This is a genomic window from Paenibacillus sp. J22P165 (genome assembly GCF_059692015.1).
The window spans coordinates 88295-105825 of the sequence record NZ_JCAUAP010000012.1; the positions used below are offsets into that span (position 1 = coordinate 88295).

Below are 17531 nucleotides of genomic sequence, written 5' to 3' on the forward strand. Positions count from 1 at the left end.
CCCCACTCTTAAATACTATGTGTTGCTAATACATCTCTACTTAGATCAACCAAAGTCTGGTCAATTGTATTTACTACAACACTTTTATTTCTAACTCTTTGCTTACGATCAACTTTTAATTTCACTTTAGCATATGCTTGAAATGCTAAGCTTTTCAATTCTGGAAGTAATATATTTTTGTTCTGCTCTAATAATGCTTTTACAATCATCTCTGCATGATTTGCTGGAATTTGAGCTTCCATTAACCACTTAGTTGCTTCGTATGCGATATCTAGAGGATCCCTTGGAATATTCTCTTTTGCTGCTTTATTAGCTTGGAGTTGCCTCTTAGATAACTCAGCCAATGCTGAATTGAAAAATTTATCTATTTTAAAATCTTTTATATAAATGTCTTTCATTGCTTCAAGTTTTGCATATTCATTTAACTTAAGAGCCAGCAATACTGGTTTTAAAGCACATAATTCATTTTCAAATACATCCCGAAAAATTTGAGGAGTAAGTGATTCAACATTTAAGTTAATGGCCCTCCATTGAGCAATCATAAATAACTTAATGGCAATATCCGTCACACCTTGGGAATATTCGTACATTACCTGATTTAATGTTTCATTTAACTCAACGGGTTGGCGAGTCCATTGATACTTCCATAGAGCTCCTAAAAAAAGTTTCCATTCAAGACCTTCTTCAGAAGCATCTTGGGCATCTATTGATCGATAGTCCATGCGCTCCCAAAAGATAACCCCAAAATGTTCACAGGCTCTACGAAGTTGTCTAAACTCCTTCGATAACATCTCCCATGCCTTATTCGTTCCAATAAGAACTATTGGAACGCCAAGCATATTTTTAATCGTAACAAAAAAATTGAGCATATGTTCTTCTTCATCCGTATTTCCACTTAAATGCTGAATCTCATCAATTATTAATGCACCTATCATATATGTCGCGCACAATTGAGCCATAGTAGGAATCATTTGATCAACAGTACTTTTTTTTACGAAAGTATCGTAATGAGTATCCCCTACGAGATCTTTGAGAACTTGGAAGAAATTTAGGCATAAGCCCTTAATTGTACCTTTTGGCGGACATTCTAACTTTAACCATACAATTTGTGTAAAGTTAATGTTTTGCCCCTTATATTGTGCATGACGAATAACCTGTGCAGGATACATTGTCATGAGGATATTATTAATAGCTGTTGTTTTCCCCATTCCAGAAACTCCAATTATAGATAACCCCCTCCAGAAGTTTTATATGATTTGTTATCAAATGACACAGTCTGAGAAGTTATCTTCAACTGCTTAAAGACCTCCATCGCTTTAGCAACGTTCTCTGCAGCCTCATTTCGGATTCTTACACCATTTACTGTGAGAGGATTTCTATCAACATAACCATCACGTATTAATATAGACAAACTTTGCTCTATTCGAAGATGGTTTTCAAGTGGTTGTACTAGCCGCGGCAGATCGTAAATACAGTGAAGCCTTTCCGTAGTATTCCTAAGTCTATCACGCTCATGGAATGAAACTTTCTTAGTTAATTTCTTAATTACAATTGGAACATCGCGGATTGGTTGAATGGCTTCAATTAACGGGTTTCCCCGATATTTAGCAATTACAGCTCTTCTATAGGAAGCAGTAACATCTGCTCCCCTTAGAAAAGCGATTCTTTCCTGAATAACATCCATCTACATCAACCCCCTTTTCAGTTTTGTGCTGCAAATAACGCTTGTAATCGTGAACTTGTTGGAGTTTGCTTTTTTGACGTTTCTGGTTTCAATTCAGTCGAATCGATTGGAATAATGTCATTTCTGACTTCTTCAGGCATATCATAATTTGCATCCTCAGTGAAGAAGTGCTCAGTTCGACGAATCGAATCTTTTTCTAGTGCTGTCCGCTCAGCCAAACCGTCTATTAATTTTGCATTACTTAAACCGCTTTCTTGCTTAAGTGCTTTAGCCATTTCAACAATATTATCCCTGCGGTATCCCCGTTCTGCTTCAGCTTGTTCTTCGACTTCTCTATATACTTCTTTTTCTAAACCTATCACTTCTACGATATGCTCGAATTCATCCCAAGATTTTTGCAGAGCATGATGATTAGAATCGACCATTTCGAGTGGAAGATGACCGATACCTTTATCCCCTTTTAATATGATCTTTTCCGTAAACCTCGGATCAAATGCAATATTAAGTTTATTACCAATTCGAGGGTTCCCATCGACAAACCATCCTTCACGAATTGCCTGATCGCAGGTGTAGTGAATACCTTTGAACTTAATACCTAAATTCGTAATTCTACCTGTTTCTGTAGGTAACAAGTTCATTTTTAATGTTTCTTCTTCGAAACTTCTGAAGCAATGCCCTTTTCGTTTCATTCCCCATTCTAATAAGTCACGTGGGATTGGTTTTACACCTTCAGCAATCATATCTTCATCCAATGCATACCCATCCATCCAGTGATAGTTGTTATGCCAAATAGCTAAATCATAGATGATTTGCGAAAACTCTTTAAGTGTTAAAACAGCTTTCGTTCTTGGATCTGGATCTCCTCTACGCCTCATTTCAATTGAAACCTCTCCTGGTAACCGAGAAATAGCACTGACATTGTAGACATTAAAAAAGCTTTCAACTAATGCCTTCCAATCTGCACGATAAGGAGCCATATACTCAATATCAATTCCAAGTAAAGTTCGAAGACCAGTTGTTTTTGTATTTAATAACTCTCCTCGGTCTGCAGTAAATTGTCGCGGTAAGCAAGCCAAGGGCCATTCTTCTGGTGTAATTGTCATGCCGCTCCTCTCACAGAGATCAACTTTCGAAGAACCGGTGTTATATATTGCCATAGCAGCCCCGATGTATGACCTTTCATATCCAATATAAATTCCAGCAATATAGTGACTAAACAAATCAATAACACTGTAAATTACAGGTCTTCCAATTGGTAAGAATTCGCGATAGCTGCTTGCTAAATATAAATCAGCAATTGTGGAATCAATATGGAATATGGAACCTGGTACCAGTGCTTGTTTTGTCTGATTACCAATTTTCGCTCTCTTATCCAAATTAAATCTTCGTTCCCCAATCAGTCCTAATGAAGAACCGATAAAATTAGACTTTTTAGCCTTATCGACATAATAATAATACGTTTTGAACTCAGGTCTTTGTTCTCCTGGCAAGAGAACTGGCTTTGTTTTCCCATTCTCTTCTTCATAATGGCTTATAAAAAAAGTGCGTAACATCTTCTTAAAGGATTCACGCAATGAAAGTTTTTCTCTAAGATGAAATGTTCTATATGCCATCATCATATGCTTATGAATGGTAGCATCCGTATTAACTCCTACTTTCTCGGGTTCAATTTTTGTGATTTTTCGCTTTCGACCTCTTTTCTTAGTGCTTTCCGTTGCTAACTTATTACTACCTGACCCACCACATTTATCATAGCGATTAAGAAGTCCTACTTTTAACTTCCCAGACCTCCAATATTTTTTCAGCAGCCTGTGTACTTTAGGCATGGAATAAGATGACTTTTCCATACACTCATTCACCATAGGCCCACGATAATCACTTATGAAAATATATGGCTCGTTTTCAACATATTCCTTAAGGAAATCCCAAGCTTCATCAAGCTCTGCTTTCCGTTTGGCCGGCAATAGATCATAATTCATTTTTTCTGCTTCACTTACGTATTTCACAATACGCGCCTCTCCTAACACTAAAGCAGCAGTTACATCATCGATCGATCGTTCAAACGGGAAGGCATCCTTGTTTAAATCGATAACATATAGTAAATCTGGATGATGCGATATATCCACGATGCGTTCAAACACAGAGTTCTTATCTTCAAATGGCGCCCATTGCAGCACTTGGTTTGTAATTAAAGTTTGCATTCAATAACCCCTTAACTTGGAAGTGATATTCTGACTTGTTTACAGGGATTAAACAATTGATTCATATCTACGATTATTTTTTTATTGGCGATCAAATGCTTCAAAAGCGTAATGCTTGTACTTGCTGGAACAGCATAATATTTGTCTAAGACATCTGTTAAATCCGCCAAAATTGTATTACTTCCTGGCAAATGCTTCATTAACTTATCTTCTAGTGAATTCAAAGTAGCATCATCAATATTAGGAAACAATCCAAATCTGCTCTTTGACTTATGTAACATTTGAATATTTTGAACCAAGGGAATGTGTATAGAGTTTTCAGTTACCACATTCCACTCTACGCCTCTTCTTGACCAATAAATTTTCTCGATTAACTGCTTTTCTGAAGTACGGCGTTTACAAATTGCCTCAGCATATTTAATAGATCTTGCTTTAATAACATGACCATGGGCAGTTAATTGAGTAATAAGATTATCAGTAGTCATAACGATATCGACCTTGGTTTTCGGATCAGCGGGGTGTTTGATTCCAAGTTCCGCTGCAATAGCTTGCGTTTCTTCTCGAGGAAGAAGTGGGAACTGTTCTCTAGAATCGACGACACTATCGTCCCATTCCAATAAATAAAAATACATTGCTTCAAGAAGTGATAAGAAGTGATGCTCACGTTCTGTTCTCCAACTGCTACGAATACTTGACTTTCCAATAGAAGGAACCTCATGTACACGTATCCATGGGATATACGCTGAGCCTGTCCCACTACCTCTTCCTTCTTTTAGTCGCTTCGCTATCGTGTTTTCATCAACTGCATACTTGAATTTTGCCATTGCTGTCAACCTCCAATTGGGAAGTGTATTTCTTGATAATTTTTCCAAACGAATACATTTTATTCATACCTGTACATTAGAAACTTTCGTTGTTCCCTGCTAATACATTTCTGTAAAATACCTTAGTAATAGCTTATTTTTTATTTTTCATCAATTCTTCCACCTTCCATTCAAGTGTTCGCATGTATTCAAGCATTTGAACTAAAGTAGTTTGAGTTACAAATCCAGGAAAACCTGACTTTTCATTTATTAGCTTTTGTTCAAACTCATCACTCTTTTTGCTATATTCCACCCATCGCTTCTTATTAAAACTCATTAGAAGTTGTAAGACCTGATCCCAACATTCAGACTGACTATGTAGAAGCATAAGTTTATAATAATGAGAACAATTGCTGGTAAACGGATAATCAAAGTGCTTTTTATTTCTAGCTATGTTAGTGTTTATTTTTTTTATACTATCGGATACGACATTGAGCAATTCCTCCATTAAGCTCTCCTCCCTGCAATTTTGTACTTCAAAAAAATGTTCTTTTCTATGCTGCACTTTTTATTTCTGAGCTTAAAAGTATGGAGCTATTTTGTATCGTGTTAGGATTTAGGGAAGCTTGTTGTAATTTCAATCCGTTTAAAGAACCAAACAAGAACTTTATCAATAATATGTGTTTTAATGGGTGTCTTGCATATTCTCCATCAATGCATTCTTTCAACCAACCTCCTATTTCTACGTCACATCCTAATAACTCAAGTAACGATTTACTATAAAAATTCTGAAAAAAATAAATTAGTTTGCGCAACCTTAATTTGTTATCGAATTCATAGAAATTAGCTTCAATTAATTTCTCAACATATTGATTGTGTAATTTTATAAATAACTCATCTAACCAAACATTCTGTTCATTGAATAAATAATTAATCTCACTACTAATCTCAATTAGTTGGGTTTTAAATTCAATTAATAATGGACTCCAACATTGATTTTGCAAGGTTAAATCTGACCCGCATTTAGGACAAGATTGTTTTAGAATATAGAGCTGATTTCTTAATTTCGTTGTGAAATGAAATCCACATTCTTCACATCCAGTAGAAAGTATTCTTTGATGATCTAGACAATAAAAGTTTCCTGGTGCTTGATGTGTCCTTCGCCAGTATGATTCACCATTCTTATTCAAATCCTCAATTAAACAGGATGTGCAGTACTTTAAATGATTGCTTATACTTGATTTTGTAATATATCCTACTTGGGAATGAATGAGATGATATCTTGCATTTGTGTCCATCATTTTTAGCACTTGTTGCTTACTTTTAGGTGTTAAAAAGGGGAGAAAATAAGGAAGTAACGAATGTTTCCGAATAATGTCCTGTTCGCTATAGTTGTATATACCAGGAATGTTTTTAACTAAACGATTCGTGATCTTAGGGAAATCTAATATTTGAGTGCATTTGACTCCATACAAATCAACCATCGTTTTTTCAACTTTCAAATTACCACTTAAGTGATGATATCTTGCTAAAATGCTATAAAGTATTTCATCTGGGTACAGGTTTGGAAAAAAATTCATTTCTAATTTCAACCTCCTAAAGAAGTGCTCCCTTTCTCAATAGAACGCATAATAAATTTCGATATCTTTAAAGTATCAGGTACGATATTTGCCATAAATATTTCTCCTTCATATACAAGTTTGATGCACTCAACCTCCTCCTTTGAATATATAACTGGGATTAACCATGTTCCATAAATTGCTGCTCGATAGAACCACTGTTCTTCAATCGCTTTTGGGCATGTGTAAAACAAATCATTGGAATAGATACCCATTGGTGTAACCAGGCCAAACGCAAAAATTTTTCCCATTAAAATCACCTCTCTCAATAAATTCTTTCCTATTAATCTACTAATAGTTATTATCAAATTCGGTAGTTTTTATACTTATAAACAGTATTTTAATTTTTAATATTTATACGTTTGTGTTTCAATTGCTACCCATTGTCTACACTTTTAATGAGGTGTAATTAACATGGGCGACATTTTAAAGATTGTTGGTGCTAGAGTTAGAGATATTCGTAAAGATCGTGGTTTAACTCAGGAACAATTAGCTGAGGTGTCTGGATTCCATTTTACTTACGTAGGGGCAGTTGAACGTGGAGAAAAAAACATCACTTTACTTAATCTCGAAAAAATGGCCGAAGCATTAAATACTGATGTACAGGAACTGTTTAGATACGCTGGCCTTGACTTAGGTCAAACAAGCAAACAAAGGGATCTTCAAGAAGTCCTTAATTTACTCATGCGTCAATCAAATGAGGAGATTAAGAGAGCAAAATTTATTTTGTCTGAGTTTTATAGAAGTAAATGAAAACGAAACTAAAGAGGTTATCCCGATTGTGGGATAACCTCTTTTTATATCAAATAATAGTCAATAATTTTACATACAGCATTGTTACGGAACTCATAAGTTTGCCATTATGAATGGTTTATGCTTCTAAAAATTACTAGCACAAAGAAGGAGTCTTTATTAAAATTCTCCTCCTTACTTCAAACTTTCTACTGTAAAGTGACCTGTAGATAGGCTTTATACAAACCGCTATCACTTTCCTTACTTTTGACTGTGCTAAACAAGCCAGTTAAATCTTGCAGAGCAAGACTTAATGTCTTGTCTCCACTAACCTGCGCTTGCGCAAAGGCTGTAATGTCATACTGTCGCCATTGATACGTTGAATTAAACGTTGCTGTAGCTATGACGCTCCCAACAACCGGCATATTATTCCAGTTAAGCCCGCTTTCGGACCAAGCATCATTTTGCACCTCGTATACTGCAACATTTGAGTTAGTTCCGTTTGGATCTGCCAAAGCGCTATATATATTTAATATAACGGAGTCAATTGGCTGACTGATAGAGTTGAGGTCAAATTTCAAGAAAGCTTTGCGCCCATACCCAGTCGGATTGTCCTTAATATCCAAACCTACAGCTGTTCCATAATTAGTCCCTGCTGAGCCTCCACTACGCACATATGAGTCTGCGACTACATTCAACTTCACTGGCTTTAATGTCACTTCCAAATAAGCACTTCCACCAGCCGTTTCTTTGCTTAGGATACTGCTCAAGTAGCCTGACGAATCCTGCAAAGCCACGCTGAGTGTCTTATCCCCATTTGCTTGAGCAACAGCATATGAGGTAAGGTCATACTCCCGCCATTGATACGCTCCATTAAAGGCAACAGTACTCGACAAACTACCAATGGTCGGCATATTGTTCCAATTCAGCGTACTCTCTGTCCAAGTGTCATTCTGTACTTCATAGATACCAACGTTCGCAACGGAACCAGCGGCATCTGTTATTGCACCATACACCTTTAATTTAACTGCAGCAATATCATCACCGGTCAAAGTTCCGAGATCGAACTTCATGAACGTTTTCCGTCCATAGCCTGTAGGATTTTCTTTCACTTCTAACACGGTAGCTGTGCCATAGTTATTTCCTGCGTAGCTTCCGCTTCTTACAAAAGCATCTTCCTTTACTTTAATGACTCGTTTATTCGTAGAAGCTGTAGGTTTATCAGGATCTGAATATTCATGTGCGCCAATATCTGGAGCATCCAAGTACAACGAATTGCCAAAATAATCTCTGCCTCCATTGTTTGCAATAAGTATCCCTGCATCGATAGCCGGAGATGTATTCTTTAGCTTATATCCTGTCAACGTATCAATCTTAGGTTGACCAGGTAACGTACCTGTACCACCCTTACCAGGATCCACAAATTGAGGATCTCCGACAACTGCAGTTGCATCTGCAGCTAGTGGAGCGGTTAGATAATATAAATTGTTTCTATACGTACCACCACCATTTACAAGGCTTTTAACATAAAAAATATTATTTGAGACAACCGTATTGTTATCCGGTGACACTCTTGTGTCATTATTCGGAGAATAAAATGTATTGTTATAAACTAGTCCACCATAGCCACCATATATCAACCTATTTGTAATGTTTTGTGCAATATTATAACGATAAATGATAGGCTTGTAGTTAGACTTATTTCCCTGTAAATCACAAATAAGAAATGCAGATCCTGAATCATGGACATAGTTATATTGAAAAATAACATTACTACTGTTCAAATCCGCGTCAAATGCCGTATCGTCGGCAGTTCTAGTCGTTGTCCAATGCGTTATATTATAAACTTCATTAAATTGGTAAATACCATCAATCGTATTCGTAACTTCTATACCAGAGGTGCGCCAGTCATGTGCGATATTATACTCACTTAACGGTGCATAGGAAGGTGAGATTAACTGACCGAAGTCAGAGTATTCCAATCCTCCCATTAACATATTATTTCTCATTACAATATTTCTGTTCGGAACAACAGCCGTTTGGTTCGCATTGGAATACGCTGCCAAAGTTGCTGCTTGTGCAATTCGAATCCCTGTCTCCGATACTCTTTCAATCGTATTGTTCTCAATGGTAATGCCATCGAAATACGTTTTTGCTGGTTGCGTCCCTGTATACCCTGGACGTGTGTCTACAGTGGCAATGGAGATGCCTCCTGTACCCTTAAACCAAGAGCTATCATACCCACCTAAAGCAGGCGGATTTGAATACGCCCCCGCTACAGTCCCACCGGTTGTGTCATTTGGTCCAAACTCACGCAACCCGTTAATATCGTGAATGTAACAATTACGAATGACAATATGCTTATAAGCCCCCTCTCGCCCCGATGCTGTTACCCGAATACCAGCCAAGTACCCAGTAACCTCGAAAGTCGAGCTCGTAGTTAGTTGAACCGTAGTAGTTGTCGTGCGCCAATTAGTTACAGCCAGATTGTTAATTTCCCAATACTCTTGGTTATCCAGCTTCACGGCACTCGAAATCAGACCTTCGGCATCAATCTTCGGTTTTTCTCCCGTACCATAGCTACTAATAACAATAGGGCTGCCTTCTACACCAGAACCTTTCGGCCAAAGTTGTCCAAACCAGATTTCTCCTGATTTAAATAGTATTTGGTTACCTGGTGCAAATTGCGTCGCATTTACCTTGCCTAAGGTTTTCCACGCTGTCCCTGGTGTTGTCCCGTCATTCGAATCTTGCCCATTCGAGTAATCCACATAATAAGTACCCGTTACTGCTGCTTCAGCCTTGGGCATTACTTGGGCTGGCAGTATCATAGCCAATACAAACATGGCCATAACTACAACCTTCATCCTCCCACAAAACTTGCTTCTGCTCATCAATAATTCCTCCTCTGCTATTTTTGAAATCGCTTCCATTATCAACAGATGAAAAGGAGCACCCTACATCGATAATCGAATGTGTGATGCTCCCATGAAATCGTTAGTGAATGGCTTACGATTGAAATAATCATATACAAATGAGAAAGATATGTCTGCTGACGATTCTGACTTCTTTCTATACAATTTTTACTCTATTACCGTTATGTGTTAAAGCTTTTCAATCATTCTTAATTCTTCTATAAAGTTTATCGTTTATTTTCAAATTCAATTTTTTAATCATCTGTTCAATAAATTCATCATATTTTGTATTTACAATTTGCATCGCAACATCTTCTTTGACTTCTGATAATTCTCTGTACCCAGTGGTTGTCCCCAACTTGTACATATTATCTCTCTTCTGCAAATAATACGCTTCAAGCTCTCCATCACTTGGTTTAAGTTCATTGTCCATTAACTTCTTTTTCAACTCTAAAACCAAATTACTTTGGCGGTAATTATAGTACTCCAATTCACCAAACTGTTTATTCCCATAGATAACTTTTCCACTTTCAATGGATTTTTTACGAGTGTTATTTTCATTTTTAAGAGCATCAAGAAAGGCTTCATAGCTTATATCTTCAATTATACCTTTGTCTTTAGCCAGAATTTGCTCCATTTTCAGTTTAGTCAACTTATCCATCGTTTTTTGTTTTAAAATCTCTAATGGGATTTCACCGTTGTAATTTCGGTTCCAAAATGTTTTATCAATATCAGCCTTATACTTTTGTCTAAAGTACGTAATGACTTCAGATTTCCCATTATTTTGTATCAATGAGAATTCTGATCCAGTTATATCTACACCATTGATATAAGCAAGAGCTTCGTTTTTATCGTGATTCCACTCCATGATCATGGCCAACAGTAGGATAATCAGTGTAGTCGCTATACTTAGAAGTAGTATCTTTTTCTTAATAACCATCATCCTCCATTAATAAAGCAAGCCATTGACTCTATATGGTCAATGGCTTACCCCTATTCCAAAATCTAAAATGCTTTTTCTAATAACCGTTGAATGAACACAGCAGCCTCTGCACGCGTGATTATTCTTTTTGCATGTAGCTGATCTTCAGAAATAATACCTAGGTCTACAAGGCTTGCAGACGCTAGTACAGACCAATCAGATAGCGTGGTGGCATCCTTAAATGCAGACAATGTCTTATTTGGATCTACTTTACCATCGAGTCTTAAGAGCGGTAATGTTCTACCAAGAATTGTATAGACTTCTTCATGAGTAATGATACCGCTTGGATTAAACATATCTTCCGTTACACCGCTTATTAGTTTAGCATCTACTGCTCTGGTTATCGCATCAGCATACCAATCCTTCACGTCAACGTCTTTAAAGCGTTGTTCAGCTACTCCTTTGTCATAAATACCTAATGCCGCTGATAACATTTGCACAAATTCCGCACGAGTTACAGAACGATTCGGTTCAAAATCCCCATTTGGCAAACCATTAACCACATATTTAGAGGCTAAAGCTTGAATACTTTCTTCTGCTTCATTCCCTTTTACATCGTTGAATGTAATTTGTCTAGCTGCTGCAAGTACATAGGTACTGTTCAATAGACTCATACCTACATATTTACCATTTAGATTTACTAATGGAACAGGAACAAAGGAGCCATCTTTTTGCATTCTTAAAGCGATAACATCTTTGTGTGTAGTTTCACCTAAAATACGACCAACCATCTTTTCAAACATTTCAGTAGGTTTATCAACCCCATTATTCGATAACTTTACTTCGAATGATACAGGAGAATCTAATAACGTGTAACCTTGTCTTTCAGCTTCTTGTTTTATAGCAGCAGTCTCTTTTTCATTAGATGGTGTATTAACTATTGTTATTGAAATTTGATTTGGTGATGCGTTCGGGAAAAGTAGTTTAGCCTGAGCAAGCATCTCTTCCGCACTTAAAATATACGATTTGTTCCCTGCTTGAAGCTCAAGTGAGATATGTTTATCCGTAAGTAAACTCAATTGCTCTATATGCAAGTTCACTTGAAAGCCTGTATCCTTTTGCACTTCAACTGCCTTTGGAGACATAAGTACTAAGATTGCGCCATCTTTCAACTGATCTAATGATGTTTGAATGTTACTAGCATCAATATTCAATTGAGCTACTACGGTTCCATGAACATCTGTTGTTATTTTGGTGTATTTCTCCAATTCCGTAGTTACTTCAACGCGATCTTGTAGGATTAAAGTTGGTGTATATGGTGTATTTCCCGTTGAAGAACCGCCACCTTGCTCAATGACTTTCCAAATGGCATAAAGTGTTGTATCTGATGCTACGTTTAAGCTAGTTGCTTCTGTATAGAAGCTACCGCTGCCATCTTCCTTCACATTCCACCCCATAAATATATGCCCTGTTTTCAATGGCACTGGTAGCACTCCAACTGGAGCCGCAAAGACTACTTCCTTATTTGATACGCTTACTTCGCCACCTTCTGCATCCAAATTCAACGTATAGGTATTGGGCGACCATCTTGCATAAAGTATACAATCCGCAGCTGTTCGGTACCAAGATCCACTTAAAACCGCTTCACCTGTACCATTACCTACCGTGTTCCATTCAACAAAGGTATAACCTGTCTTCGTCGGTACTGGCAGCGTGCCTACATAAGTTGCATAGGTCACAGAAGTGACTGAACTGCCATTTAAACTGCCACCTTGCACATCGAAGCTTAACGTGTATGCATTTGCTGTCCAGATCGCAAATAATACTGTATCAGATGCTGTTTGATACATTGTATTGGCTGTAAACGCAACTCCTGTTCCATCGTTAGCCGTGTTCCATTCTTTAAACGTATATCCAATGCGAATTGGTGTATGTAAGGTGCCAACAGCCACTTCATAGCTAACCAGCTTATTAGAATAACCTTCATTTCCACCATTGGCATCAAAATGCAGCGTATACGTCCCAACAGACCACTGAGCATACAAAGTTAGATTTTCTGATAACTGATATAGCGTTGCTTCGGTATAGGATTGACCAGTCCCATCTGAAGCAGTGTTCCAGCCACTGAAAGAATAACCATCACGCTCAATTGGTTGAACTGTTCCAATCGGCGAATCATAAGTAACAGACTTCGTGAATGGTGAAAGGACGGTTGTTTGCGGTTCAAATGTAATCTGATACGCATCCGCCTCCCATATTGCATACAGATTTGTATCTTTTGGATCCTGATAGATAGCGCCTTCTGTAACTGTCGTTCCAGTTCCATTTGCGGATGTGTTCCAGCCTTTAAACGTATAGCCCTCTCTTGATACAGCTGGCAGAGCAGCAACCTGGCCACCAAAAGTTACGGTTTGGTTATCTGGAGCTGGCCCTCCACCTTGTGCATTAAAGCTGAATACATACACTTTGGCTTCCCATTGTGCATACAAGATCGTGTCTGTGTATTGCGTATACAGAGTTATTGGACGATATGGTACCCCTGTTCCATCCGCACTTGTATTCCACCCCTTAAATACATAGCCAGCTTTTGCAGGAGTAGGTAACCACCCAACAGAATTCCCGTAAGTCACCGTGCTAACCGTCGGACTAACAGTCCCTGAGTCAGCGTTAAATAGTAATTTAGTTTCAGGAGCTTCTACAATTACATTGTATATAACCGATTGAGGTTGACCATTATAGTCAAAAGTGCCACTTACATCAAAACTTGACGGACTTGCATATCTAGATGCAGGAATCACTTCCCATGTCACAGGAACTTGACTAGTCAAACCTGTAGTTGTATCACGAACTTCTAGGGTTTGAGGCATAACCGGTGCTGTCCCTCTAGTTGTACGCACTTTTTTGTCGCCCACGATTGAATAAGGAATAACAGCCAATTCTACACGCGGTGCAAAGTCCCCCGCAGTATCATTTCTTGATGAGAATTGTATGCCCGTATTAAAAGTTGAAGATGGGCTCAAATTATTGTTTACAAATTCAGTAAAAGCTAAGCCTAAAGATACGCCTGATAGTGAAAGTCCAGATTGTAGTCTAGTATTAATAAAATCAGTAATATCTACCTCGTACCATACACCTTGCGCAGTAGCTGCCGAAGCACTACCGGGTATAGTTGGTGCTTTAAAGGATGCAATTTCACTGCCTTTAAATGGTTTTCTGTTCGTCCAATTAATGCCAGTCTCACTCCAGCCGGAATCTGTTTCATATACACCTAAATTAGTCAAAGCTTTGGAGCCTTGATCAATCGTTTTCCCATACAATTTAAGCTTGGCCGACAATGTACTATTGCTTGGAAATGAACTGATATCAAATTGCACATAGCCTACTCTAGAAAACCCAGCAGAATTAGCTGATTTAATGTGAATGAATGCATCGCTACCGAAATTTTCGATATTTGTTCTATCTCTTACATAGGAGTCCTGTGTCGATTTAAAGATCTGTTTCGGATAATTTGCAACAGATGTAATAGCTGATACGGTAATATCGCAAGTAGTAGAGATTGTTGGATCGCTTACACTTGTTGCAGTAATGATCGCTGTTCCTTCTGCAATTGCCGTTATTTTCCCATCAGCTGAAACTGTCGCTATTCCCTCATTACTTGATGTGAAAGTCACACTTTTATTTGTAATCGTTTCAGGAAAAACATTGCTGCTGATCGTTTTAACGCCACCTACATTGAGGTATAGCATATTTGCATCAAGTGCAACGGAAAGAACTTTGGGTTCTACAGTAACTTTAATAATGACTGGCACTTCAAGTGAAGCATAAGTAGGCTCACTGATAATCCCTTTTACATCAAAAGTTCCCTTTGCTGAGTACAATGAAGGATTCACCGATTCCCATTGCACGGCTACAGGAATACTACTTCCATTAGCAAGATTAGTTGCATCTACAGTTGCTGGCAGTACTGGCGCTGTGCCTACCGTTGTAGTAAGGGCCACACTTGTCGGCGCTTGAATAGGTATCGTACTAACAATAAGCTGTGGAGGCAAATTATCTGAAGAATCTTTAGAAGAAAACTCAATAAATTTGGAATCTGTATTTGCTCTTAAAGACTCATTACTTAACTCAAAGGAAGCTTGAGTTTTATCACCGCTAGCTAGATAGGCTTTCATATAATCAGTGACATTCACATCAAACCATGAGTATACTTGTGTGTTGCTAACCGGGACATTAAATGTTCCTATTGATGTAACTTGACTACGAGCAGGTCTATTATTTCCTTTAAGAGTTGTTTCAGTCCAACCTGTATTCGTAGGAAATACTGAAATGGTCTTATAAGGTCCTTTTGCATCTGCAGCTGGAACCGCCTCTATTTTATGGGCAAAAATTCTTAGAATAAATGTTTTGTCGTTCAAATTATCTTGTATATCTGACGTAGGAAATTGTAGTAGAACCTTCTTATTCCATCCATCATCCACATCTGCGTTATTTTGTATCTGCAAATTATTAGGATCAGCATTCTGTGAAATAATGGAGGAGTACGATGAAACATTTACCCCTCGAACATACCCATCGTCCGTCGGTGTGATAATCTTAATCCTATTTGATATAGGGGAAACTTCGATCACACATTCGGCGGTAACCATTGGATCTGAATTACTTGCAGCAATGATTTTCGCTGTTCCAGGTGAAACGGCCGTTAACACGCCTGCTGGAGATACAGTTACTATATTTTCATCGCTAGAAGAGAAAGTGACCAATTTATTCTTAACGGAATTTGGTTTAACCGTAGCCTTTATACTTCCAGTGTCTTGAACATTCATAAATCGTTTATTAGTATCCAACTCTACATACGCCACATGATCTACGGGTTTATCAGAATTTGAATATTCATGTGCACCTATATCAGGAGCATCCATATATAATGGATTACCAAAGTAATCTCTGCCCCCATTATTTGCGATAAGCATCCCAGTATCGATTGCTGGGGATGTATTTTTTAACTTATAACCAACTAACGTATCAATCTTTGGTTGACCAGGTACTGTACCCGTTTCACCTTTACCAGGATCAATAAATTGTGGATCTCCTACAACTGCAGCCGTATCTGCTGCAATTGGAGCGGCTAGATAATATAGATTGTTCTTATATGTACCACCGCCGTTGGCAAGGCTTTTCACATAGAATATATTATTGGAAACAACCGTATTGTTATCAGGTTGCACTCTTGTGTCATTATTCGGTGAATAAAACGTATTGTTATAGACAAGCCCACCATAACCGCCATAAATCAGCCGATTTGTTATATTTTGCGCAATATTGTAGCGATAAATGATAGGTTTATAGTTCGTCTTGCTCCCCTGCAAATCACAGATTAGAAAAGCCGAACCTGAATCATGTGCATAGTTATATTGAAAAATGACATTACTACTGTTCAAATCAGCGTCAAAAGCTGTGTCATCAGCGGTTCTTGTTGTTGGCCACTGTCTGATATTATAAACTTCGTTAAATTGGTAAATGCCATCTATCGTATTCGTAACTTCCAGACCTGAAGTACGCCAGTCATGTGCGATATTATATTCACTTAAAGGCGCGTACGCAGGTGAGATTAATTGTGCAAAGTCTGAGTATTCCAATCCACCCATAAACATATTATTTCTCATAACAATATTTCGGTTCGGAACTACAGCTGTTTGGTTTGCATTTGAATACGCTGTCAAAGTTGAAGCTTGAGCAATTCGAATACCCGTTTCAGATACCCTTTCAATCGTATTATTCTCAACAATTACCCCATCAAAATAGGTCTTAGCTGGTTGAGGCCCCGTATAATCTGGACGCGTGTCCACTGTTGAGATCGAAATACCGCCAGTAGCCTTAAACCATGAACTATCATATCCTCCTAGTACGGGTGGATTAGAATACGCTCCTTTAACCGTCCCACCGGTTGTGTCATTGGGTCCAAACTCACGTAAACCATTAATATCATGAATGTAACAATCACGAATAACAATATGTTTATATGCACCTTCTCTGCCAGAAGCCGTTACTCGAATACCAGCTAAGTAACCCGTCACATCAAAAGTGGTGTTAGTCGTTAATTGAACGGTCGTTTTCGTTGTGCGCCAGTTCGTTACAGCGAGATTGTTAATTTCCCAATATTCTTGATTATCTAGCTTTACAGCGCTTGAAATCAGTCCTTCGGCATCAATCTTTGGCTTATCCCCTTCACCATACTTATCAATGATAATGGGACTCCCCTCTGAACCAGAACCTTTTGGCCAAAGCTGCCCAAACCAGATCTCACCGGCTTTAAATAAAATTTTGTTCCCCGGTTCAAATTGGGTTGCATTCACCTTATCCAATGTTTTCCATGCCGTTTCTGGTGTAGTTCCATCATTCGTGTCTTGACCATTGGAATAGTCAACATAAAATGTCTCTGTTGCTTCTGCCGCTTCTACCTTGAGTTGCACTTGTGATGGCAGCACCATTGCGAGCAGGAAGCAAATGAGTAGCACCAAATTCACCTTAAAAAGCTTACTATTTCTCATAAATGTCTCCTCCCATATTCTCTATTGTAATCGCTTCCAGTTTTCTGGAAATGACAAGAAGCACATTGCATCTCTAAAGAATGCACTATGCTTCCTTTGGATAGAAT

The 17531-nt window shown here is 38.1% G+C and carries 11 protein-coding genes; 1 reads left to right on the top strand and 10 read right to left on the bottom strand.

Going from position 1 to position 17531, the window contains the following annotated elements; genetic code table 11:
- Positions 1-8 precede the first annotated feature (8 nt).
- The 7 genes from AC58QM_RS27835 to AC58QM_RS27865 form a co-directional block, all read right to left on the bottom strand.
- Positions 9-1208: an ATP-binding protein gene (locus tag AC58QM_RS27835; RefSeq protein WP_497288044.1), complete on the bottom strand. Its 1200-nt coding sequence runs from the start codon at positions 1206-1208 to the stop codon at positions 9-11.
- Positions 1209-1222: 14 nt separating this feature from the next.
- A complete protein-coding gene (locus AC58QM_RS27840; protein ID WP_497288045.1) occupies positions 1223-1684 on the bottom strand; it encodes a hypothetical protein in 462 nt (153 codons plus the stop codon).
- Positions 1685-1701: 17 nt separating this feature from the next.
- The gene (locus AC58QM_RS27845) at positions 1702-3885 is read right to left on the bottom strand and encodes a TnsB C-terminal domain-containing protein (RefSeq protein WP_497288046.1); all 2184 of its coding nucleotides are present in this window, start codon (positions 3883-3885) and stop codon (positions 1702-1704) included.
- Between the two features lie 11 nt (positions 3886-3896).
- On the bottom strand, positions 3897-4709 hold the full coding sequence (locus tag AC58QM_RS27850; RefSeq protein WP_497288047.1) for a TnsA endonuclease N-terminal domain-containing protein: 813 nt from the start codon (positions 4707-4709) through the stop codon (positions 3897-3899).
- A gap of 133 nt (positions 4710-4842) precedes the next feature.
- On the bottom strand, positions 4843-5196 hold the full coding sequence (locus tag AC58QM_RS27855) for a hypothetical protein (protein ID WP_497288048.1): 354 nt from the start codon (positions 5194-5196) through the stop codon (positions 4843-4845).
- Between the two features lie 46 nt (positions 5197-5242).
- Positions 5243-6268, bottom strand: a complete 1026-nt coding sequence (locus tag AC58QM_RS27860) for a TniQ family protein (RefSeq protein WP_497288049.1) — start codon at positions 6266-6268, stop codon at positions 5243-5245.
- A gap of 8 nt (positions 6269-6276) precedes the next feature.
- Positions 6277-6558 (bottom strand): hypothetical protein, encoded by a 282-nt coding sequence (locus AC58QM_RS27865; RefSeq protein ID WP_497288050.1) that lies wholly within the window; start codon positions 6556-6558, stop codon positions 6277-6279.
- A gap of 163 nt (positions 6559-6721) precedes the next feature.
- Here AC58QM_RS27865 and AC58QM_RS27870 point away from each other — a divergent pair, with 163 nt between their 5' ends.
- Positions 6722-7060, top strand: coding sequence for a helix-turn-helix domain-containing protein (locus tag AC58QM_RS27870; protein ID WP_057313124.1), 339 nt, complete (start codon positions 6722-6724; stop codon positions 7058-7060).
- A gap of 188 nt (positions 7061-7248) precedes the next feature.
- Here AC58QM_RS27870 and AC58QM_RS27875 read toward each other — a convergent pair whose 3' ends face one another.
- From AC58QM_RS27875 to AC58QM_RS27885, 3 genes are all read right to left on the bottom strand, one after another.
- Positions 7249-9933 (bottom strand): CBM96 family carbohydrate-binding protein, encoded by a 2685-nt coding sequence (locus AC58QM_RS27875; RefSeq protein WP_497288051.1) that lies wholly within the window; start codon positions 9931-9933, stop codon positions 7249-7251.
- Between the two features lie 220 nt (positions 9934-10153).
- Complete coding sequence (locus AC58QM_RS27880; RefSeq protein ID WP_497288052.1) at positions 10154-10897, bottom strand: hypothetical protein; 744 nt, start codon at positions 10895-10897, stop codon at positions 10154-10156.
- Positions 10898-10959: 62 nt separating this feature from the next.
- On the bottom strand, positions 10960-17424 hold the full coding sequence (locus AC58QM_RS27885) for an InlB B-repeat-containing protein (protein WP_497288053.1): 6465 nt from the start codon (positions 17422-17424) through the stop codon (positions 10960-10962).
- Positions 17425-17531 lie beyond the last annotated feature (107 nt).

Excerpts from the sequence above, each read along its gene's own strand:
- AC58QM_RS27835 (WP_497288044.1), bottom strand. The coding sequence starts at position 1,208 with ATGGGGAAAACAACAGCTATTAATAATATCCTCATGACAATGTATCCT.
- AC58QM_RS27840 (WP_497288045.1), bottom strand. The coding sequence starts at position 1,684 with ATGGATGTTATTCAGGAAAGAATCGCTTTTCTAAGGGGAGCAGATGTT.
- AC58QM_RS27845 (WP_497288046.1), bottom strand. The coding sequence starts at position 3,885 with ATGCAAACTTTAATTACAAACCAAGTGCTGCAATGGGCGCCATTTGAA.
- AC58QM_RS27850 (WP_497288047.1), bottom strand. The coding sequence starts at position 4,709 with ATGGCAAAATTCAAGTATGCAGTTGATGAAAACACGATAGCGAAGCGA.
- AC58QM_RS27855 (WP_497288048.1), bottom strand. The coding sequence starts at position 5,196 with ATGGAGGAATTGCTCAATGTCGTATCCGATAGTATAAAAAAAATAAAC.
- AC58QM_RS27860 (WP_497288049.1), bottom strand. The coding sequence starts at position 6,268 with ATGAATTTTTTTCCAAACCTGTACCCAGATGAAATACTTTATAGCATT.
- AC58QM_RS27865 (WP_497288050.1), bottom strand. The coding sequence starts at position 6,558 with ATGGGAAAAATTTTTGCGTTTGGCCTGGTTACACCAATGGGTATCTAT.
- AC58QM_RS27870 (WP_057313124.1), top strand. The coding sequence starts at position 6,722 with ATGGGCGACATTTTAAAGATTGTTGGTGCTAGAGTTAGAGATATTCGT.
- AC58QM_RS27875 (WP_497288051.1), bottom strand. The coding sequence starts at position 9,933 with ATGAGCAGAAGCAAGTTTTGTGGGAGGATGAAGGTTGTAGTTATGGCC.
- AC58QM_RS27880 (WP_497288052.1), bottom strand. The coding sequence starts at position 10,897 with ATGATGGTTATTAAGAAAAAGATACTACTTCTAAGTATAGCGACTACA.
- AC58QM_RS27885 (WP_497288053.1), bottom strand. The coding sequence starts at position 17,424 with ATGAGAAATAGTAAGCTTTTTAAGGTGAATTTGGTGCTACTCATTTGC.